This is a genomic window from Actinoallomurus sp. CA-142502 (assembly GCF_050936355.1).
Classification (GTDB): Bacteria; Actinomycetota; Actinomycetes; order Streptosporangiales; family Streptosporangiaceae; genus Actinoallomurus; species Actinoallomurus iriomotensis.
The window spans coordinates 2,938,332-2,958,399 of sequence record NZ_JBNJMY010000001.1; the positions used below are offsets into that span (position 1 = coordinate 2,938,332).

At 70.2% G+C, this 20,068-nt stretch carries 21 protein-coding genes; 11 read left to right on the forward strand and 10 right to left on the reverse strand.

The window, feature by feature from the left end; translation table 11 throughout:
- Positions 1-59 precede the first annotated feature (59 nt).
- From ACQEV1_RS14360 to ACQEV1_RS14370, 3 genes are read left to right on the forward strand one after another with little or no spacing between them, the layout of a single operon-like run.
- Positions 60-752, forward strand: a complete 693-nt coding sequence (locus ACQEV1_RS14360) for an ABC transporter permease (protein ID WP_285618174.1) — start codon at positions 60-62, stop codon at positions 750-752.
- On the forward strand, positions 749-1,435 hold the full coding sequence (locus tag ACQEV1_RS14365) for an ABC transporter permease (protein ID WP_285618173.1): 687 nt from the start codon (positions 749-751) through the stop codon (positions 1,433-1,435). The genes ACQEV1_RS14360 and ACQEV1_RS14365 overlap by 4 nt, the downstream gene beginning before the upstream one ends.
- A gap of 29 nt (positions 1,436-1,464) precedes the next feature.
- Positions 1,465-2,394 carry an ABC transporter substrate-binding protein gene (locus ACQEV1_RS14370; protein ID WP_285618171.1) on the forward strand — a complete coding sequence of 310 codons (930 nt, stop codon included), beginning with the start codon at positions 1,465-1,467 and terminating at the stop codon, positions 2,392-2,394.
- 78 nt (positions 2,395-2,472) lie between these two features.
- Here ACQEV1_RS14370 and ACQEV1_RS14375 read toward each other — a convergent pair whose 3' ends face one another.
- Complete coding sequence (locus ACQEV1_RS14375; RefSeq protein ID WP_433394260.1) at positions 2,473-2,991, reverse strand: hypothetical protein; 519 nt, start codon at positions 2,989-2,991, stop codon at positions 2,473-2,475.
- Between the two features lie 132 nt (positions 2,992-3,123).
- Between ACQEV1_RS14375 and ACQEV1_RS14380 the strand changes: the two genes are divergently transcribed.
- Positions 3,124-3,978 (forward strand): maleylpyruvate isomerase family mycothiol-dependent enzyme, encoded by an 855-nt coding sequence (locus tag ACQEV1_RS14380; protein WP_433394262.1) that lies wholly within the window; start codon positions 3,124-3,126, stop codon positions 3,976-3,978.
- The gene (locus ACQEV1_RS14385; RefSeq protein WP_433394264.1) at positions 3,975-4,574 is read left to right on the forward strand and encodes a GDSL-type esterase/lipase family protein; all 600 of its coding nucleotides are present in this window, start codon (positions 3,975-3,977) and stop codon (positions 4,572-4,574) included. Before ACQEV1_RS14380 ends, ACQEV1_RS14385 begins: the two co-directional genes overlap by 4 nt.
- On the opposite strand, the gene ACQEV1_RS14390 is transcribed toward ACQEV1_RS14385, so the two are convergent.
- Complete coding sequence (locus ACQEV1_RS14390) at positions 4,455-5,540, reverse strand: DUF5937 family protein (protein ID WP_433394266.1); 1,086 nt, start codon at positions 5,538-5,540, stop codon at positions 4,455-4,457. The genes ACQEV1_RS14385 and ACQEV1_RS14390 overlap by 120 nt on opposite strands.
- Before the next feature lie 73 nt (positions 5,541-5,613).
- Here ACQEV1_RS14390 and ACQEV1_RS14395 point away from each other — a divergent pair, with 73 nt between their 5' ends.
- Positions 5,614-6,840, forward strand: a complete 1,227-nt coding sequence (locus ACQEV1_RS14395; protein ID WP_433394268.1) for an MFS transporter — start codon at positions 5,614-5,616, stop codon at positions 6,838-6,840.
- 15 nt (positions 6,841-6,855) lie between these two features.
- Here the strand turns inward: ACQEV1_RS14395 and ACQEV1_RS14400 are convergent, their stop codons facing one another.
- A complete protein-coding gene (locus ACQEV1_RS14400) occupies positions 6,856-7,599 on the reverse strand; it encodes a glucose 1-dehydrogenase (protein WP_433394270.1) in 744 nt (247 codons plus the stop codon).
- Positions 7,600-7,690: 91 nt separating this feature from the next.
- On the opposite strand from ACQEV1_RS14400, the gene ACQEV1_RS14405 reads away from it, so the two are divergent.
- Complete coding sequence (locus tag ACQEV1_RS14405; protein WP_433394272.1) at positions 7,691-8,650, forward strand: LysR family transcriptional regulator; 960 nt, start codon at positions 7,691-7,693, stop codon at positions 8,648-8,650.
- A 98-nt stretch (positions 8,651-8,748) separates the two neighbouring features.
- The gene (locus tag ACQEV1_RS14410; protein ID WP_433394274.1) at positions 8,749-10,212 is read left to right on the forward strand and encodes a WGR domain-containing protein; all 1,464 of its coding nucleotides are present in this window, start codon (positions 8,749-8,751) and stop codon (positions 10,210-10,212) included.
- A 31-nt stretch (positions 10,213-10,243) separates the two neighbouring features.
- Here the strand turns inward: ACQEV1_RS14410 and ACQEV1_RS14415 are convergent, their stop codons facing one another.
- The 3 genes from ACQEV1_RS14415 to ACQEV1_RS14425 all read right to left on the reverse strand — a co-directional run bounded on the left by ACQEV1_RS14415 (position 10,244) and on the right by ACQEV1_RS14425 (position 12,764).
- Positions 10,244-11,122, reverse strand: coding sequence for a Vgb family protein (locus ACQEV1_RS14415; RefSeq protein WP_433394276.1), 879 nt, complete (start codon positions 11,120-11,122; stop codon positions 10,244-10,246).
- Positions 11,119-11,775 carry a CatB-related O-acetyltransferase gene (locus ACQEV1_RS14420; protein WP_433394278.1) on the reverse strand — a complete coding sequence of 219 codons (657 nt, stop codon included), beginning with the start codon at positions 11,773-11,775 and terminating at the stop codon, positions 11,119-11,121. The genes ACQEV1_RS14415 and ACQEV1_RS14420 overlap by 4 nt, the downstream gene beginning before the upstream one ends.
- 77 nt (positions 11,776-11,852) lie before the next feature.
- Positions 11,853-12,764: an NmrA family NAD(P)-binding protein gene (locus ACQEV1_RS14425; RefSeq protein ID WP_433394280.1), complete on the reverse strand. Its 912-nt coding sequence runs from the start codon at positions 12,762-12,764 to the stop codon at positions 11,853-11,855.
- 82 nt (positions 12,765-12,846) lie between these two features.
- Between ACQEV1_RS14425 and ACQEV1_RS14430 the strand changes: the two genes are divergently transcribed.
- The gene (locus ACQEV1_RS14430; protein ID WP_433394282.1) at positions 12,847-13,605 is read left to right on the forward strand and encodes a TetR family transcriptional regulator; all 759 of its coding nucleotides are present in this window, start codon (positions 12,847-12,849) and stop codon (positions 13,603-13,605) included.
- A 105-nt stretch (positions 13,606-13,710) separates the two neighbouring features.
- On the opposite strand, the gene ACQEV1_RS14435 is transcribed toward ACQEV1_RS14430, so the two are convergent.
- Complete coding sequence (locus tag ACQEV1_RS14435) at positions 13,711-14,157, reverse strand: helix-turn-helix domain-containing protein (RefSeq protein WP_433394284.1); 447 nt, start codon at positions 14,155-14,157, stop codon at positions 13,711-13,713.
- Complete coding sequence (locus tag ACQEV1_RS14440; protein WP_433394286.1) at positions 14,081-14,479, reverse strand: ATP-binding protein; 399 nt, start codon at positions 14,477-14,479, stop codon at positions 14,081-14,083. Before ACQEV1_RS14440 ends, ACQEV1_RS14435 begins: the two co-directional genes overlap by 77 nt.
- Before the next feature lie 103 nt (positions 14,480-14,582).
- Here ACQEV1_RS14440 and ACQEV1_RS14445 point away from each other — a divergent pair, with 103 nt between their 5' ends.
- Together ACQEV1_RS14445 and ACQEV1_RS14450 are read left to right on the forward strand one after the other, a co-directional pair.
- Positions 14,583-15,389 carry a Scr1 family TA system antitoxin-like transcriptional regulator gene (locus ACQEV1_RS14445; RefSeq protein WP_433394288.1) on the forward strand — a complete coding sequence of 269 codons (807 nt, stop codon included), beginning with the start codon at positions 14,583-14,585 and terminating at the stop codon, positions 15,387-15,389.
- 2 nt (positions 15,390-15,391) lie between these two features.
- On the forward strand, positions 15,392-15,481 hold the full coding sequence (locus ACQEV1_RS14450; RefSeq protein ID WP_433405901.1) for a DUF397 domain-containing protein: 90 nt from the start codon (positions 15,392-15,394) through the stop codon (positions 15,479-15,481).
- Here ACQEV1_RS14450 and ACQEV1_RS14455 read toward each other — a convergent pair.
- On the reverse strand, positions 15,471-19,196 hold the full coding sequence (locus ACQEV1_RS14455; protein ID WP_433394290.1) for a glycosylhydrolase-like jelly roll fold domain-containing protein: 3,726 nt from the start codon (positions 19,194-19,196) through the stop codon (positions 15,471-15,473). The two genes, ACQEV1_RS14450 and ACQEV1_RS14455, sit on opposite strands and share 11 nt — an antisense overlap.
- Positions 19,193-20,023, reverse strand: coding sequence for a carbohydrate ABC transporter permease (locus tag ACQEV1_RS14460; RefSeq protein WP_285618149.1), 831 nt, complete (start codon positions 20,021-20,023; stop codon positions 19,193-19,195). The genes ACQEV1_RS14455 and ACQEV1_RS14460 overlap by 4 nt, the downstream gene beginning before the upstream one ends.
- Between the last annotated feature and the right edge of the window lie 45 nt (positions 20,024-20,068).

Sequence of the window (20,068 nt, forward strand, 5' to 3'; positions counted from 1 at the left end):
GACGCCACCGAGGAGCCCGCTCAGCCGGAGATCGAGGACGACGTCGAGGCGGCGGAGCGATGAGCGTACTCGCCGCCGACGGCGAGCCGCTGATCCGCTGGAACTGGATCGGCGACCACAGTGACGAGCTGACGACCCTGACGCTCCACCACCTGAAGCTCGCGCTGCTGCCCATCCTGTTCGGCCTCATCGTCGCGATCCCGCTCGGCATCATGTGCGTGCGCTGGCGCTGGCTCTACCCGCCGACGCTCGGTGTCGCCAACGTGTTCTACGGCATCCCGTCGCTCGCCCTGTTCATGCTGTTCATCCCGTACTTCGGCATCGGCAGCGGCGGCCAGGCGGACTTCACGATCATCCTCCCGCTGACGCTGTTCTCCCTGTCGGTCCTGGTGCCGAACGTCGTGGACGGGCTGCGGTCGGTCCCCGAGCCCGTACGGCAGGCGGCCACCGCGATGGGCTTCGGCACGCTCCGGCGGCTCGTTCAGGTCGAACTCCCGATCGCGGTGCCGGTGATCATCGCCGGCGCGCGGGTCGCGGCGGTCGCCTCGATCAGCCTCGTCAGCGTCGGCGTGCTGATCGGCAACGGCGGGCTCGGGCAGCTGTTCATCGACGGTTACTCCCGCGACTTCACCACCCCGATCATCGTCTCCTGCGTGCTGATCATCGTGCTGGCGCTGTTCAGCGACGGCGTTCTCGTGACGGCACAACGCCTGCTCACCCCCTGGGCGCGCACCCGGAGGAGCAACGGATGAACCTCACCGACCAGATCAACGCCGCCTGGAACTGGCTCACCGCCTCCGCGCACTGGAGCGGCTCCGACGGCATCCCCCACCGCCTGCTCGAACACCTCGGCTACAGCGCGCTCGCCCTGGTCATCGCCGCCGTGATCGCCCTGCCGCTCGGCGCGCTCGTCGGCCACACCGGCCGAGGCGGCTTCCTCGTCGTCAGCTTCGCCAACCTCGCGCGCGCCGTGCCCACGCTGGGCCTGCTCCTGCTGGTGGTGACCGTCACCTCGATCGGCCTCACCCCGGTGATCATTCCGCTGATCGCGCTCGCCATGCCGCCGATCCTCGTCAACACGTACGAGGGCATCCGCGGCGTCGACGCCGACATCAAGGACGCCGCCGAGGGGATGGGCATGAAGGGCCCCGGCGTCCTGCTCAAGGCCGAGATCCCGGTCGCCATGCCGCTCATCCTCCTGGGCCTGCGCACGGCGGCGATCCAGGTCGTCGCCACGGCGACCATCGCGGCGTACGCGGGCATCGGCGGCCTCGGCCGCTACATCGTCGACGGGCTCTCCCGTAAGGACTATCCGTCAGTGGTGGGTGGTTCAGTACTGGTTGTGCTCCTGGCCGTCATTGTGCAGGTCGCGTTCATCGGACTCCGGAGAGCGCTCGTGTCCCCGGGCCTGCGCGGTTCGTCCCGCACCTCGTAAGACCTCGGATGAGAAGAGGAAGACAGAAAATGATCCGGATAGTCCGTGGCGCCGTCCTCGGCGTCGTCGCCGCGCTGGCCCTCAGCGCCTGCGGCGGCAGCAGCGACAAGGGCGGCAGCGACAACCCCCTGAACCAGAAGCCCGCCGGCGGCGCCAACGTCGTCGTCGGCTCGGCGAACTTCCCCGAGAGCCAGCTCCTCGGTGAGCTGTACGCCCAGGCGCTGGAGGCCAAGGGCGTCAAGGTCACCAGGAAGTTCAACATCGGCAGCCGCGAGGTCTACTACGACCAGGTCAAGTCCGGCGCCATCACCGTGATGCCGGAGTACAACGGCGCCCTGCTGACGACCTCGGTCGACAAGACCAGCACCGCCGTGACGACCGCCGACGTCAACGCCGCCCTCAAGGCCAAGCTCCCCGCGACCCTGGCGATCCTCGACTCCTCCCAGGCCGAGGACAAGGACTCGGTGACGGTCAACCCGCAGACCGCGCAGAAGTACAACCTCAAGTCGATCGCCGACCTCAAGTCGGCGGCCGGCCAGGTGACGATCGGCGGCCCGTCGGAGTTCAAGACCCGTGAGCAGGGCCTGGTCGGGCTGGAGAAGAAGTACGGCCTGAAGTTCAAGAAGTTCCAGCCGTTCGACGCCAACGCCCAGACCACGCTGGTCAAGCTGCTGAAGAACAACACGATCCAGGCGGCCGACCTGTTCACCACCGACCCGACGATCTCGGCGAACAAGTTCGTGGTGCTCCAGGACCCGCAGAACGTCTTCAGCGCGCAGAACGTCACGCCGCTCGTCTACAAGTCCGGTGTCGACGCGAACGCCCAGGCCGCGCTCAACGCCGTCTCGGCCAAGCTGACCACTCAGGACCTGCTCGCCATGATGACGCGCGTGGTCTCCGACAAGGACGACGCGGACACCGTCGCGAAGGACTGGCTGAGCAAGGCCGGCCTCGGCTGACGCGCTCGATCGCCCGAACCCGGGGCGGGCACGGTGGATCGACCACCGCGCCCGCCTCGCGCTTTCTCCGGGCGGAGTTCAGAACGGCCTGGGCGGCGGGGTCAGGCGGCGGCGATGTGAGGAGCGCCGTACGGTGACGACGATGATGATCACGATGGCGGCCGCGAACGCGGCCATCGGGATCAGGATCACGGCGAAGATGTCTCCCACCATCCGGCCCGCGCCAGGTGGGGTGCCGATGCCGTATCGCACACCGGCGCTGGCGGAGGTGGGGGCGCAGCCGACCTGGTAGGTGCCGTCGGCCGGCAGGCGCAAGTGCGACAGGACGTGCCAGCGGGTGCCGTTCTCGGTGATGGTGGCGGTGCCGGAGATCGGCTCGGCCGCGAACCCTCGTCCGGCCGAGTCGCGGGCGTAACACCGGTCGTCGGGGGAGCCCGCGTCGGTGACGTAGAAGCCGGGCCGCGGGTCCTTGTTCAGGTGAACGGTCACCGTCTCACCGGGGCCGAAGGTCCGCGCCGGCCCCGCCCCGGAGACCAGCCTGAAGAAGATCACAGCGGCGGTCGCCAGGCCGGCCACCAGGATCAGCGCCGCGACCACGTACCAAAGGCGTCGCGGGCGGAGGTCGGACGCGGCAGGATGCGGCGAAGGATGCGCGTATGCGGCCATGCTCAGACGGACGCGCCCTGGCCGCGACGCGTTCCCCGTCAGGCGAGACATCCAGGAGAAGCGATGACCGACACCTCGTGGCTGGGACCGCCCGTCGACCTCCGGCCCGTGTTCGCCGAGCAGCAGGCCGCGTTCATCGATCTGCTGCGACGGCTCGACGGCGACGAGTGGGACCGGCCGACGGTCTGTCCCGGCTGGAGCGTCAAAGACGTCGCCGCGCACGTGCTCGGCGACCACGTCGGCCGCCTGTCCATCCACCGTGACGGCTTCCACGCGCTGCATCCACGAGACGGCGAGGCGTTCCCCGTCTTCCTCGACCGCATCAACGACGCGTGGGTCGACGCCGCACGCCGCATCAGCCCTCCGTTGCTCGTCGAGCTGCTGGCGGCCGTCGCGGACCAGATCATCGCGTTCTGGCGGACCGTCGACCTGGACGCCTTGGGCGGCCCGGTGCGCTGGGCCGGGCCCGAGCCGCACCCGTACTGGCTGGACGTCGCCCGCGAGTACACCGAGTTCTGGACGCACCAGCAGCAGATCTGCGAGGCCACCGGCCGGCCCGGGCTCACCGACCCGCACTACGTCGGTCCGGTCATCGACACCTTCCTGCGGGGCCTGCCGTACACGCTGCGCGACGTGGCCGCGCCGCAGGGCACCGGCTTCCAGCTGACCGTCACCGGACCCGGCGGCGGAGACTGGACCTGTACGCGCGGCCCGGACCGCTGGCGGCTGCGACGCGGACCGCATCCCCGGCCCGCCGCGCGGCTCGAACTGGACGTCGACACGACCTGGCGGCTGTGCACCCGCGGCATCACGCCCGAACAGGCGGCCGAACGTTCCCGCGTCGACGGCGACCGGCGCCTCGCGGCGGCGGCTCTCCGGATCGTTTCGATCATCTGGTCGGGGCCGGCCGGCCGATGAAGGACGTACGGATCTGTTTCATCGGTGACTCTTTCGTCCAGGGCATCGGGGATCCGGAATATCTGGGCTGGGTCGGGAGGGTGCTGCAGCGGACTCCCGGCGAGGTCACGGCGTTCAACCTGGGGATCCGGCGGGAGACGTCCGAGGACGTCCTGCGCCGTTGCCGGCGGGAGGTCCTTCCCCGGACGAAGCCCGACGCCGACAACCGCCTGGTCGTCTCCTTCGGGAGCAACGACATGGTCGAGGAGGACGGAGCTCTCCGCGTCGACCCGGCGCGCTGCCTGGAGAACCTCACGGCGGTGCTGGAGGAGAGCAGGAGCCAGGAGATCTCCGCGCTGGTCGTCGGCCCGCCGCCGGTCGTCGACGCGGGCGCCGGCCACCTGCGACGCACCCGGGAACTCGCCGACGAGATGGCGGGGCTGTGCCTGCGGAGAGAGGTGCCGTTCGTCGCGGTCACCGAAGAACTCGCCCACGACTCAACTTGGACCACCGAGGCCATGGCCAATGACGGCGCTCACCCCCGCGCCGGCGGTTATCGCCGGATGGCCGACCTGCTCCTGGGCGGTCCCTGGCTCGAATGGCTGGCCCTTCCCTGAACAGCCGGCGAGCAGTGCTTCGGTGACGGCGGTGCGGCGGTAGAGCACGTACCGGCCGCTGCGGTGAGCGGCGAGGAACCCGGCGGCGCGTAGGGCGGTGAGGTGTTGTGAGACGCCGCCCGCGGTGAGACCGGTGCGCCGGGCCAGGTCCTGGGTGGTGGCGGGAGTGTGGAGCCGGCACAGGAGCAGCGCGCGGGTATGGCCGAGGACCTTGGCCAGGGCCTCGGGCACGTTGGGGACGTCGGTCTGCCAGAGAGTGGCGATCCCTCGTGGGGGATAGCGCAGGGTGGGTTGCCAGGGCGGGCTCGTGACGGAGAAGAGGCGGGGCCAGATGAACGCGGAGGGAACGAGAAGCAGGCCGCGTCCGCCCAGCGACCTGGCGCCCCGGATGTGCCGGTGTGCGACGCGGAGGGTGTCCTCGTCCCAGCCGACGGCGGGGTCGAGGTCGGCGAACACCCGGCCGGCGCCGCCCTCGGCGAGCCGATGGGCGCGATAGCGGATGTCGTCTTCGAGGAGCGTGAGAATTTGCGGCCAGTACGCCGCGAGGGCGCCTTCCCAGAACGCTCTGACCGCGTCGGCCAGCCGGTCCAGCCCGCCGGCCGGGTTCGCGTAGAGGCCGGACAGCGGCGCGGCGCGCGCTCCGGGTAACTGGTCCAGCTCGTCCCGCACCACCTCCGCCGGTGTGGCACGCAGGACACTGAGTTCCACCTCGAGGTCGGGCATCGGGGTGGTGGGCGGCGGGCAGACGAACGCCGGGATGACCCGCGTCGGCACCGGCACCAGCTCCGTCAGCGGCCGCAGGTCCAGCCCTGCCAGGCGATGGCGTACCTGCTCGATCCAGGGCCGGTGCAGCGGATGCTCGGCCGCGCTCTTGAGGACCCGTACGGCGGCCACCACCTCCCAGAGCGGGGAGACGGCGAAGCGGGTCTGGGCGAGGTCCGGGACGGTGAATCCGAGCTCGATCAATCGTGACCGCCCTTCCGATTCAGTCCAGGCTAAATCAGTCGAGACGATCCGCGCCGCCCAGCACGGTGGTCGCATGACATCAGACCAGTCCGACCCGGTGGCGGGCGGGAGCGGTCAGCCGGAGTTCCGGCTGGTCCTGGCCGCGGCCGTGGTGAGCCTGCTGGGCACGCAGATCGGCTTCGTCGCGATCCCGCTGGTCGCGGTGTCGGCGTTGCGCGCCTCGCCGGGGCAGGTCGGTCTCCTCGCGACGCTGAGCACGGTGGCGTTCCTGCTCGTCGGCCTGCCGGCGGGCGCGTGGGTGGACCGGCTGCGACGACGCCCGGTCATGATCACAGCCGATCTCGCCCGCACGGTCCTCCTCGGGTCCGTGCCGGTCGCCTGGTGGACCGGCGAACTCTCCCTGCTCCAGCTGGACGTCGTCGTGTTCCTCACCGGGGTCGGCACCGTCTTCTTCGACGTGGCGTCCCAGAGCTACCTGCCGCACGTGGTCGGCCGGGACCGGCTGACCGCCGCCAACGCCGCTCTGGTCAGCGCCGACGCCGTCAGTGACGTCGTCGGCCGCGGTCTCGGCGGGCTCATGGTGCAGGCCCTGTCGGCGCCCGTCGCGGTCGGCGTCGACGCCGCGAGCTTTCTGTGGTCTGCGGCGTGTCTGTGGCGGGTCCGCCGCCGGGAGACCGCGTCGCCGCGCGGCGGCCCGGCCCGTCTGTGGCAGGAGATCGCCCAGGGCCTGCGGTTCGTCGTAGGCCAGCCGTTTCTGCGGGCGATCGCCCTCTCCGGCGCGCTGGTCAACCTGTCCCTCCAGCTGATCCTGACGCTGCTGCCGGTCCTGTTCGTACGGGACCTGCACCTGCCGGCCCGGACGCTGGGCGCGTATCTGGGCGCCGGCGGCATCGGGCTGTTCCTCGGCGCCCGGCTCGCCGAACCCGTCGGACGGCGCCTCGGGCCGGGCCGTACGCCCTGGATCCTCGGCGCCGTGCTCGGCCCCGCGTCACTGGCCATCCCGTTCGTGGATCACGGCCCCGCGCTGTGGATCGCCGGGGGCGCGTGGCTGCTGACCATGACGCAGCTGGGAGTCAACAACGTGATCCTGGTGGGCTTCCGGCAGCGCATCACGCCCGACCCGTTGCTCGGCCGGATGAACGCCACCATGCGATTCCTGCTCTTCGGCGCCCTCGCGCTGGGGTCCGGACTGGCCGGTCTGCTCGGCGAATTCGCCGGCACTCGTACGGCGCTGTGGGCCGGTGCCATCGTCATGAGTCTCGCCTGGCTTCCGCTTTTCCGCGTTCGTTTCACGAAATGAGCGTCCAGGCCGGGCTCAGAGCTGAGAGGCGCCTCCGTCCACGGCGAGCTCGGCGCCGGTGGTGTAAGTCGCGTCGAACGCCAGGAATTCGACCGCCTTGGCGATCTCTTCGGGGTCGCCGAAACGCAGCATGGGGTTGTCCGCGGTCATCTGCGCCTTGGTCTGCTCGGCGGCCTCTTTCGGCATGGCCCTGTCCAGGATTCCCGTGTCGATGGGGCCGGGACTGATCGCGTTGACGCGGATCTTCCGGGGGAGCAGCTCGCGGGCGAGGCTACGGGTCATGGAACGCAGGGCGGCCTTGCCGGCGGAGTAGGCACTGATCATCGGAATGCCCTTGACGTTCGCGACCGAGGTGGTGAGGACGACGCCGCTGCCCTCACTCAGCAGCGGGACGAGCTTCTGCACGGTGAAGTAGGCGCCCTTGGTGTTGATCGCGAACAGCTCGTCGTACACCTCTTCGGTCATCGCCTCGAAAGGCATGAACCGGGTGATGCCAGCGTTCACGAAAAGGGCGTCGAGCGTGCCGAATTCCCTTTTCGCGTGATCGGCGAGAGCGTCGATGTCGGAAAGTGACGCGGTGTCGCTCCGGATGGAAACGGCGTTTTCGCCGAGCCGTTCGCGTGCGGAGTCGAGCGCGCTCTCGTTGCGTCCGGTGATCAGAACGCGCGCTCCGCCGTCCACCAGAAGCTTCGCCGTCGTGAAACCGAAGCCACTGCTGCCGCCCGTGACAACGATGTTTTTTCCTTCGTATTTGCCCATGCAAAACAGTCAATGACAATCCAAGATCACTGTCCAAGACCTGTTCCGCACCTCGTCATGCGGCCGGCGTATGACGACGTAGGCTGGATGCGTGCCCGACGATCCCTCGCCACCCGCGGGGCCCGACCTCCGCCTGGACCTCGAGCTGCGGCTGGTGCGGTACTTCACGGTCGTGGCGGAGCACCTGAACTTCGGCCGGGCGGCCGCCGCACTGCACGTGGCTCAGCCGTCCCTCAGCCGTCAGATCCAGCGCCTGGAGGACCAGCTGGGGGTGCGCCTGTTCGATCGCACCCCGCAGGGCAGCCGCCTCACCGAGGCGGGCCAGGCGTTCCTGCCGCAGGCGCGGGCACTGCTGCGGGCGGCGAACCAGGCGGCGCTCACCGCGCGTGCCGCCGCGCCACCGCGCGCGATCACCATCGGGTACGTCGCGGACCTGGTCGTCACTCCGGCGGTGGGGGAGCTGCGCCGTCGCCATCCCGACGCCCAGGTCCGTACCCGCCATCTGGACTGGAAGGACACTCATGCCCTCCCGCAGCGTCAGGTGGACGTGCTCGTCGCCCGGCTGCCGCTCCCGTTCGAAGCGGACCATCTTCGCGTGACCGTGCTCTACGAGGAGCCGCGGGTCGTCGTCATGCCGCTTTCGCACCGCCTGGCGGGCAAGGAGTCCATCGGCATCGACGACCTCACCGACGAGGAGCTCGTCGCCTGCACCAGCACACCGACGATCTGGAGTACGCCCCGGCCCCTCGGGCCAGGCCCCGGCGGCACCGCACCGGCCGGTCCCAGCGCCGACGACAGCTTCGAGGACAAGCTCGAACTCGTCGCGGGCGGCCATTCCATCGCCATTCTGCCCGCGGGCGACCGGCGCAGCACCCTACGCGACGACCTCGCCACCATTCCCATCACGGGGATCGACCCGTGTCAGGTCGTGGTCGTCACCCACGCCAATGACCACAACCCCCTGGTCACCGCCTTCCGCGAAATAGCGGAGCGAACGCTCGGCCAGGTGGGTGACGCGGGCGCGATCGTCGGTCCGCACTTCAGAAGGTAAATGTCGTACCCGGCTTGTACGGTTTGGGATGTCGATCTGAAAGGCGACGCTTGTTCGCCTTCTCGCGCCCTCGTCTCCCGCCCCCTTTGGAAGGTCCGATGTCCGTGGAAACGACCCAAGAGACCACCTATCTCGAACTTTCCGAAGAGGGCGGTAGAGCGCACAAGTTCTACGAGGTCACGGTCGACGGCACGACGATGACCATCCGGTACGGCCGAATCGGCGACGCCGGGCAGCGGAAGGCCAGCACGTTCCCCGATGAGGCGAAGGCGAAGGAGATGGCCTCGAAGAAGATCGGGGAAAAGGTACGTAAGGGCTACACCCCCGCCGTACGCGGAGCCCGGAAAAAGCGGAGCGTTTCCCGGCGACAGGTCATGAGCGCCCAGGCCGGTGGCGCGTCGGCTCCGGTCGGCCGCGCGGCGACGCGACGGGCTCCGGTCCTGTGGCGGTACGCCTCGGGCTCCGCGGCGTTCGGGATCTTCATCGATGACCGGCTGTGCATGGTGGGCAACGAGGCCGGTGTGATCACGTCGTTGACGCACGACGCCCAGGTGGTGCAGCAGGTCCGGCTGCCCGACGGGGTGAAGTGCATCGTCGCCGACGACGCCTGGCTCTACGCGGGCTGCGACGACGGCAACGTCTATGACCTGTCCGGAAAGGTGCCCAGGCTGGCCTACCAGATCTCCCCGGACATCGACATCTACTGGCTCGACATCCACGATGGCATCCTCGGTGTGTCCGACGCGGGCGGTGGCGTCGTCGCGATCGACCACGAGGACGAGTTCCTGTGGCGCCGGCAGGGCCGCGGGACGTCGGGCTGGATGGTGCGCTGTGACGCCGCCGCCGTTCACCACGGTCACAGCGGCGGTGTCACCAGCTATGACTGGCGTACCGGCAACGAGCTGTGGCACCAGTCCACCGGGCCGGTGCTCTTCGGCTGGCAGGAGCGATCGACGGTCTACGCGGGCACCGCCACCCGGACGGTCGTACGGCTGCGCAAGGACGGTGGCAGGGAGCAGACCTACGACTGCGACGCACCGGTCTTCTCCTGCGCGACCGCACAGGACGGCCGCTACGTCTTCGCCGGGGACAACCAGGCGTCGATCTACTGCTTCGACGAGGCGGGCACGCGCCTGTGGAAGCTCGGCACCGGCTGCGGCGCCGCCTACTCCATGCAGTACCACGACCAGCGCCTGTACATCGTGACCACGGACGGCTCACTGGCCTGCGTCGACGCGAGTGAGGAGGCCATCAGGTCGGCGGAGCGGGGCTCGGTCCCCGACGTCGTCGACGTCAAGGCACCGGCCATGGTCGAGACGCTCACCCCGTCGACCACTGTCGACGTCGTTGACGACAGCAGCGGGGGCATCGTCGTGGAGTGCTTCGAAGAGCACGGCCACCTTCGGGTCCGCGTGGTCTCCCCGGGATTCGACCGGAGCTGGCGGGTGCAGTTCCCGAAGGGGATCCGTGAGCGCGGTGCCCGTTACGTCGTCAGCGAGGTGCGCGAGTCCGGCCGTGGCGGTTTCTACCGCGCCTATGGCGACATCCACCGCCTCGCCTGACGGCCCGGACGTGGCATCAGGCCTCAGCCGGTCAGCCGGTCAGCCGGGCGAGTGCGCCGATCTCGAGTGCCGCCCACAGCGCGCCGTCCGGGCCGAGGGTGATGCCGTGCGGTTCGGAGTTCGGGGTGGGCAGGTCGTGCACCTCGATCGTGCCGTCCGGGGTGATCGAGCCGACACGGTTGGCGCCCCACTCGGTGAACCACTGCCGGCCGTCGTCGCCAGGGGTGATGGCGTGCGGCCGGGCGGTCCGGTCGGGCAGCGGAAACTCGGTGATCGCGCCGTCGGTGCCGATCCGGCCGATCTGGCCGGCGGCGATCTCCACGAACCACAGCGCGCCGTCCCCGCCCGTGGTGATGCCCACCGGCCCGGCGGCCTCGGTCGGCAGCGGGTGGATGGTGATCTCCGCGTCCATGCCGATGCGGGCGATCGCGTTGCCCTGGTTGAGGGTGAACCACATGCCGCCGTCGGCGCCGGCGGTGATCGCGGAGGGAAAGGCGCCGGTGACCGGGAGCGCGAACTCGGTGACCTGGCCGTCGGTGGTGATCCGGCCGATGCGGTCGGCGGTGGTCTCGGTGAACCACAGCGCGTCGTCCGGTCCCGCGGCGATGCCGAACGGCCCGCGGTCCGGAGCCGGTAGCTCGAACTCGGTGACCGCGCCGTCGGTCGTGATCCGTCCGATGCGGTGTGCCTGGTACTCGGTGAACCACAGCGCGCGGTCCGGCCCGGTGACGATGATCGTCGGTCCGGACGCCGGATCGAGCCGATGGCTCACGGGCTCGCCGCCAGGGACGAACCGGCCGATCCGGCCGCTGTGGACCATCGTGAACCACAGCGCGCCGTCCGGGCCGGTCGTGATCGCGTACGGCCCGTCGTCGGCGCCGGCGACGTCGTACTCCTCGATGGACGTCATCGGGTCTCCTCCGGGTGGTGTTCGGCGGCGATGCGCTCGATGTCGGCCGGGGAGCCGGCCATGATGGTGCGGGCGTGCTCGGTGACCAGGTCGGCGGGCCAGTCCCACCAGGCGGCGCGGAGCAGCCGGTCGATGTCGGCGTCGTCGAAGCGCCGCCGGATCGGCCGGGCCGGGTTGCCGCCGACGATCGTGTACGGCGGCACGTCCGCGGTCACCACCGCCCCGGCCGCGACGATCGCCCCGTCCCCGATCCGTACGCCGGGCATGACGGTCGACCGGTAGCCGAACCAGACGTCGTTGCCGACCACGGTGTCGCCCCGGCTGGGCATGCCGGTGACGATGTCGAGCGTCCGCTCGGTCCACTCGCCGCCGAACATCGTGAACGGGAACGTGGACACGCCCATCGCCGGATGGTCGGCACCGGCCATCAGGAACCTGGTCTCGGCCGCGATCGCGCAGTACCTGCCGATGATCAGGCGCTCCGGCCCGTAGGCGTAGAGCACGTTGCGGTCTTCGAAGCGGGTCGCGCCCTCGGGGTCGTCGTAGTAGGTGTACTCACCCACGACGATCTTCGGTGAGGTGACCAGCGGTTTGAGGAACACCACACGGTCGTGCGCCGGGAGCGGGTGAACGGTGGCCGGATCAGGAGACAAACGAAGATCCTTCGGGCGGGGGGTTCGACCGGAGAGGCTACCGGCGGAGCCGCGGGACTTCGAATGCTTTTGCCGGGTCAGGCGGTGCTGAGATGGGCGCGGAGGGCGGCGGCGCCGGACTCGGTGAGCCAGTCGGTGAGGGTGCGCAGTCCCGGGTGGATCACGCGTAGTGCCTCGATGTCGGCGTGCCAGCGGTGCCCGGCCTGCCAGCGCTTCCTGGTCTCGGCGACCTCCGGGCCGATCTCGGCGGCCTCGTCGTCGCTGAGCCGCTCGTACCGGACCGGGACGCCGGTGGCCTCGCTGATCGCGGCGGCGGCCGCGACCGGGGTCGGTTCGTCACCGGCGAGTTCCAGGGTCCGTCCGGCGAACCGGGGCGGATCGGCGAACGCGAGCGCGGCGAACTCGGCGACGTCCTCCAGCGCGATGACCTGCATGGGCTCGTGCGGTGGGAACAGGTGCCGGTGCACGCCGCCGGAGATGCCGTCGATCCTCGACCCGACGCCGAGATAGTTGGTCATGAACCGGACCGGGCGCAGCACGGTGGGCAGCGCGATGTGGTCGCGCAGGTACTCCTCGATCAGCGCCTTCCCCGCCGAGCCGAATGACGCCCTCGACGCCGAGGCGACGGTGCTGAACACCACCTGCTCGATCCCTGCCGCGGCCGCCGCGTCGATCAGCGCCCGGCCGCGGGCCACTTCGAGGTCGGTCTCGGGCCCGGCCGGCCCGAAGGCCACGGGTGGGATGCCGAACAGGGCGGCGGCGCCGTCGAGCGCGGGCGGCAGGCTCGCCGGATCGTCGAAGTCACCGCGTACGAGCTCGGCGCCGGCTTCGGCCAGGGCGGCAGCGGCGGGTGCGGTCGTGTCGCGTACCAGGGCGCGCACCGGCCGCCCCTCGGCGAGCAGCCGCCGTACGGTGGCGCCGCCCTGCTTGCCGGTGGCGCCGGTGACGACGATCGGGTGGTCGGATTCGGCCGGTTTCACAGCGGTCATGGCGTCCGTTCCGGGGTCGGTGGATACTGGCACGATCCGGAATGCTCCACCCGCTTCACCGCCACGAAAAGGGTTACGTGACATGGCAGCAGTACCCGTCGCCGCGCCGGCCGGGCGGGCCGATGCCCGCCGCAACCGGGAGGTCGTGCTGCGCACCGCGATGCGCGTGTTCGCCGAGGAGGGGCTGGAGGCGTCGCTCGGCCGGATCGCGCAGCGTGCCGGGGTCGGGGCCGGCACCGTCTACCGGCACTTCCCGAGCAAGGAGATCCTGCTCGAGGCGGTGCTCGCCGAACACCTCGAAGGCCTGGTGACGGCCGCGGGCCGATGGCCCGCCCGCGCCACGCCCGGTGACGCACTGTTCGGGTTCCTCATCGACGTGATCGAGAAAACGGCCGGCCGCCAACGTGTCTGCGACGCGCTCACGGCCGACCGCGGCTGGCCGCACGCCCTGCTGACCGCGGCGGTGCGGCGGTTCCGCGAGGCGCTGGACGACCTGCTGACCAACGCGAAACAGGCCGGTGCCGTACGCGCCGACGTGCGGGTCGACGACCTGACCGCGCTGATCGCCGGCGGTGCCGCACTGCGCGCGGCCCACCGGGACCGGGCACGCGGCACGCGGCTGGTGCGGCTGCTGCTCGACGGACTGCGCACTCCGGCCGTCACGAAAGAAGCGGCGTTCCGTGACGCGACGTCCCTTCAGCGTCACGAAACCGCCGCCTCCGACGTGAGGTACTGCGAGGAATGCGGCGCTCGGCTGCGGGTCCGGCCCACCGGGCGCCCGCCCCGCTACTGCGGGCCGACCTGTCGCCAGCGCGCCCGCCGCCGCCGCACCGCCGACTGACCTTCGCGGGGATCGCGCTTCCGTTCGCCTGCCTCCTCGGCCTGAAGACCGCGAGGCGGGGGTGGTTCGGTGGCGGTGTTCTTCTGTGAGTGGAATTTTCTCCTGTCAGGAGAACGTCCCCAACGAAGGTCCCTCCCTGTCGTCGGCAGCCTGCTTCCTCGATCTGAGGACCCCGTGGCGGGCCAGGATGCGGCGCATGGCGCCGTAGCCGCACTCGAAGCGTTCGGCGACCTGACGGATCGACCATCCCTGCTCGTACAGGCGTACCGCGTCCTCCTCCATTTCCGTACGCGCGGGGTCGGCGGTGTTCTTCTTCTCCAGCAGCGCGCGGACGTCCGCGCGGCGGTAGCGGCGGTGGCCGCCCGGGGTCGGCACGTACGGCAGCGCGCCATCCCGGGCCCAGGTCGCCAGTGTCGGGACCGAGATTCCGAACATCGCCGCCACCTCCTTCGGCGTGAGTAGCAGGTCGGGCCGGTCATCGGGGGATCGTGGCCCATACGGTCTTGCCGCCCCGTTCGGCGGGCCGGACTCCCCATTCTTTTGAGAGCGCATCTACCAGGAACATCCCTCGACCATTGACCGCGAGGGCGTCGGGCAGCGTGACGTCAGGTGTCGCATCGGTACAGTCCCACACTTCGATCACTATTTGGTTTTCGCGCAGATCAAGAGCGAGTGTGAACACGTCCATGGAATGCATGACCGCATTGGTCACCAACTCGCTCAGCACAATATGCGCGTCGTCGGCGCAAGGGCCCTGGACACACCACTCCGAAAGCGCCCATTCCAGCACCTTGTGGGCTTGTCGTGAGGCGACGGGATGGGGCGGTAGCGGTAGACGATACTTTTGCTTCTGTGCTATTCCTGATTCATCCATTCCACCTAACCCGATCCGTCGATTCGTTGATGACGGAAGTCTGTAGCTTGCGCATCGACGGGCGTAAGGATTCCCGCGCCCTTGGAAAGTCAGGGAGACTCCTATGGCACCGCACCCCGCGATCGACCCCGACTCGTCGCTGTGGGCATGGCTGGCGCACGACCTGCGCTTCTACCGGGAGAAGTACGGATTGTCGCAATCGGCGATGGGAAGGATCATCGGTCGGAGTGCGACAAATCTTTCCAACTGCGAGGCGAACCGCCGCCGAATCACGGACAAAGAGGCCAAACTCCTGGACGCCCGCTTCAAGACCGGCGGCCACTTCCTACGCCTGCTCCACTTCGCCCAACTCGGCCACGACCCCAACTGGCTCAAGCAGTACGTCCACCTCGAAAGGCGGGCCAAGGTCGCCAAGACCTTCCAGGCGCTCGTGATCCCCGGTCTCCTGCAGATTCCGGAGTACGCCTACGCCGTGATCAAGGCCGGAGACAATCCCAACGTCGAGGAGCGCATGGAAGAACGGATGCAGCGGCAGGCGATCCTTGATGACCCGTCGTGTCCGGTCCTGTGGGCGTTAACCACCGAGAGTGTTCTGGAGTGGCCGGTCGGCGGACGTGACGTGATGCGCAGGCAACTGGCGCACCTTCTGGATATGTCCGAGCGGGATAACGTCAACATCCGTGTCGTGCCCAAGTCGACCGGGGCATACGCAGGCCTCTCCGGAAGCTTCTCCATCATCTCCGGTGACACCGGAGCAGTCGCTTACACCGATTCTCCGGGAGGTGGTCGGCTGGTACCGGCGACCGCCGAGGTAGAGTCCTATGCGAACCGTTACGACCGCATTGGCCAGGTGGCTTTGCCCACCGGACTATCTCGGCAGATGATTGAGAAGGTCATGGAGGCGCTGTGACAATGGAGAACGGTTGGGTCAAGAGCTCCTTGAGCGATCCGAACGGTGAGTGTGTCGAGGTCAAGCTTGTGGAGTTCGAGATCAGCGCCTGACCAGAAGGTGGACCGGGCCGAAGAGGCCGGACACGCGTTGGCCTGGGAAGACGAAATGGGTGGGGCTCACCGCGTCCAGGTAGGGCGCCAGCGTGCCGTACACCAGGATCTCGATCTCGTTCTCGCCCGGCTGGACCGCGTCCGTCAGGTCGAAGCGGTACGGGGAGCAGACGCGGGTGCCGGCCGGGTGGCCGTTCACGGTGACCTCGGCCGTTCCGCGTACGCGGCCCAGGTCGAGGGTCACCGGCGCGGCTTCCGGCAGGTCGATCCGGCGGCGGTAACGGACTCCTCCGCTGTACTCCGCGAGACCTGCGGCCTCCCAGTCGCCCAGTTCGATGCGGCCCGGACCGACGGTGAAACGTACCGGTGCGGCCAACGCGGCGCCGCCCTCGTGTCCCGGTCGGGTGCGGACTCGCAGCGCCCCACACCGTACGCCGGTACCCGAGCCGGACAGGTCCACTGACGCGTCGTCGGCAAGCGGGTATTCGGCACCGTCCACGAAGACGTGTGTCTCCCCGCAGGTCTGGACCGTCATGCGCGTCGCGCCCGGTGGGATCGCGAAGCGGAACCATTCCACCCGTTCCGCCTCGGCGCGCGGCACGGCGAAGATCACCGGGATCACGCAGTCGTCCGCGTCGGTTCCCTCCAGCCAGGCGGTCTCCGGCAGCGGATGCGGACGCCGCCACAGGTGCAGCGCCGCCGGATCGCCGTACTGCCGGCGCTGTGGCGCGACCGGTACCGGCTCTCCGTCTCGCGTCGCCCGCCACGGCTCCGCACGGGAACCGACGGCCCAGTCGGCGAGGACGGCCGCGGGCGTGTCGCGTTCGGTCAGCTCCACGGTGAGTTCGTTCGGCCCCGGCCGCAGCGCCGCCGCGACCTCATATCGCCGTACGCGCGGGGCGGCGTGCTCGGCGTACGGGTCGAAGCCGCCCTGCCGTCCCACCTCCACGCCGTTGACCAGCACGCGGCAGGGTTCCACGGCCGCGACCTGCAAAATGGCGTTCGACGGGACGTCCCCGACAGCGATCGTCGTGCTGAGTGCGACCTGGGCGCCGGGCCGGGCGGGGCCGGCCGGGGCGATCCACTCGGGCCGCCGGTAGCGCAGCGGGTCCCGGACCAGCGCGATGTGGGCGCGCAGCCGTACGGTCTCCTCCGGTCTCAGGAGCAGATCGAGCAGGTGCGGCCCGGCAGAGAGGCGCACCGGAGCGGTCGCCAGGTGGCCGTGGTCGTCCAGGGGGAGTGAGGCACCGTCGAGCCATGCGGTCTTGGCGGCCGGGGCTCCCACGGCCAGCGTCGCGTCCACGGCCTCGGGGACACTCAGCTCGGTCCGCAGGCGAACCGCCTGGTCCGCACGCACGTCGCCGAGGTCGATGAACTCCTCCGGCACGTGTCCCTTCGGGCCCAGGGTCTCGCGGTGGATCGGATCCTTGAAGATCCCGCGTGAGGTCGAGTAGACGATCGGCTTCCAGCCTGTACCCGCCCCGGGCAGGTCATCGGGCCCGGCGGCGAGGGCGTGGGGGCCGAAGGTCGCGTGCGCGGTCGCCCAGCTCGCGTCGTCGTACGCCGCCGCCGCCCAGCCGTCGCGTACGCCGTCGTCGCCCGCGGTCTCGACCCGGTGCCGGAACGCCCACCGCGCCAGGCCGGGCGGCTCGTCACGAGGGCCGAAGTCGCCCCACGTGTTGTCCATGGTGGGGACGAGTTCCATGTCCCACGTGGACCCGAGGTCGAGCCGGGTCTCCGCCGCCGACGGCCGCTCGACCACATCGTGATCCGACCCGTCGAAGATGAGGAGCGCGGCCGGACCGTCGGAGAAGGGCACCACGACCTCGGTGACGTCACCGTCGCGCCGGGCGGCGAGCGGCCGTACCGTCCCGCCGAACGGGCCGGCGAGCAGCGGCCGGCCCTGTACGCCGCGCACCCGCACCCGCATCTCGGTCGCGTACCGGCCGGGGTCGAAGTCGTACGAGGCGTCCAGCCAGCCCAGCTCGATCCCTCGCTCGTCGGGCCGGCCGACCGAGGCGTCGGTGGCGCGCGGGAACGCCGCGGTGAGGAAGACCAGCGTCGCCCCGCCGACCTCACGGACCAGCGCGGGCACCGGCGCCTCCACCCGCAATGGCCCCGTGTGCTTCAAGGTCAGCGCGTCGGCCGTGCCGACGAACCGCACCGCGCGGCGCAGCCGGGACAGGTCGTACGTGCCGCCGACCACGCGGGCGGGGAGCGCGCCGACGGCGACGATCCGTCCGCCGTTCGCGGCGAACTCCTCCAGCAGCCGGGCGGTCTCCGCCTCCAGCACCGTGCAGCCGGGCAGGACGATCGTGGTGTACGCCTCGTTCGCGACCGTGAGCCGCCCGCCGGTCACGGTGGCGCGCTGCACGGAGTCATCGTCGATCACGTCGGCGTCGACCCGCAGCCGGTCGAGGACGCCGGGGACCACCCGGAACCAGGCCATGTCGCCGACCAGTTCGCGATAAAGGAGCTGCGCCCGCTCGGCGTCGGCGTCGACGCCGTCGAGGCGGGCGCCGGTCTGCGCGGTCGCGGTGGGCAGGAGCACCGCGACGTCGCACACGTGCCGGCCGAGGGAGAGCGCCGCGCACAGCCGGGTGACCGCGTCGGCGAAGACCCGGTGGTGCGGCCAGTACGGCTGGCGCCAGTCGGTGGCGGGCGGCGCCCACTCCCACCAGCCGCCCTTGGTCGTGTAGTAGACCGCGTGCGGGTTGTAGAGCGTCGCACCGGAGCGCAGCCAGGGCAGCAGCCAGTCGAACGTCTCCTCCAGCGTGCCGCCCCAGCCGGTGGAGTGGAACGCCTCGATCCAGGTACGCGGCCGGTCGTACAGGTGGGCCAGCGACGAGTGGATCCTCGCGTCCCCGTGGTGGTCGGAGCCCGGTGCGCCGAACCAGCGGTGCGTACGCGCGTAGTCGGCGTACAGCCGCACGCCGTCCACCGGGAGACCGGCCCGCGCCGGGTCCTGCTGGTCGCACCCGTGGAGCAGCCCGTGGCGGGCGTGCCATTCGGCGAGCGGACGGAAGAAGGCCTCCTCGGCCAGTTCGGCGCGGGTGCGGTGGTAGTCGCGGCGAACGGCGGGGTCGCCGTCGCCGCCCGTCCAGAGCGCGGCCACGTGCGGGACGAGGTCGTAGCCGCGGCGCCGTTCGAACTCCGCGGCGAACTCCGGTGACCAGGTCGGCAGCGCCGGCAGCTCGTCCTGGAACGACCCGGCGATGACGGTGCCCAGCCAGTGCGGCAGCCGGCGTTCGAACTCCCCGTGCACGCGGTCGATGAGCGTGGCGCACGCGTCCCGCGACAGGTAGTCGAAGCCGCGGCGCACGACCTGACCGGAACGCTCCAGCCAGCGCCCGGCGTACGCGGGGTGTTCCCCCACGAGCCGTGCCTGCACGTCGGCGCCGGAGAAGCCGAGCTGGTCGTAGAACCACAGGAAGACGCCCAGCTCGTGCGCGTCGGCGCAGACGCCGTCGAACAGCTCCCACCACGCCTCGGAGAAGAACGGCGGGTCGTCGGCGTCGGAGCCGAACATCGGCCCCGACGGCGCGAGGTTCAGCACGACGAGGTTGTAAACCCCGCCGGCGGCGAACCGTTCGAGCTGCCGGCGCAGCCGGGCGCGGTCCAGCGGCTCACCGCTCCACCACCAGATCGCGGCGGGGGAGAACGCGGCGGGCGGCTCCGCCAGGACCTCCGCCAGCCGCGGCGGCAGCCCGGTCATCCCTTCAGCCCGCTGGCGAAGCCGCGGATGACGTACCGCTGGAGCACCAGGAACACCACGATGATCGGCAGCGCGGCCAGGACGAGACCGGCGAAGACGAGACCGTAGTCGGAGACGTACTGGCCGACGAAGGAGAAGATCCGCACCGGGACCGTCTCCTTCGCGGACCCGCCGAGGTAGAGCAGCGGGGTGAAGAAGTCGTTCCAGATGAACACGGCGTTGAGGATCAGCACGGTGCCGGTGATCGGCCGCAGCAGCGGGAACACCACCCGCGTGAACGCCGTCAGGTGCGAGGCGCCGTCGATGAGCGCCGCGTTGGCGTAGTCGCGGGGGAGCGCCCGGATGAAGCCCGTGTAGAGGAACACCGTGAACGGCAGCTGGATGCCGGTGTAGAACACGATGATCCCCTGGTACGTGCCGAGCAGGCCCAGGTGGTCGACCAGCTTGAACAGCGGGATCATGCCGAGCTGGAACGGCAGCACGATGCCGAGCAGGAACAGGACGTACAGTCCGTAGCCGAGCCGGGAGGCGCAGCGGGCCAGGAAGTACGCCGCGAACGAGCCCAGCGCGATGAGGCAGACCAGGCTCGCGATGGTGATCAGCGTGCTGTTGAGCAGCGCCGAGCCCAGCGACGCCGACGACCACGCGCGGGAGAAGTTGCCCAGCGTGGGGGAGGTCGGCGGCGACAGCGGCGAGCTCGCGATCTGCTTGCTGTCCTTCAGGGACAGCACGACCAGCGCGTAGACCGGGAACAGGAACGCCAGCCCCACCACGATCATCACGATCTCGAGCGCGAACGTCCGCAGCCCATACCGGAGATGGTTCATGAGCCCTCCTTCGTCGGGGGAGAGACCACTGGGGTGCTGTGCTTG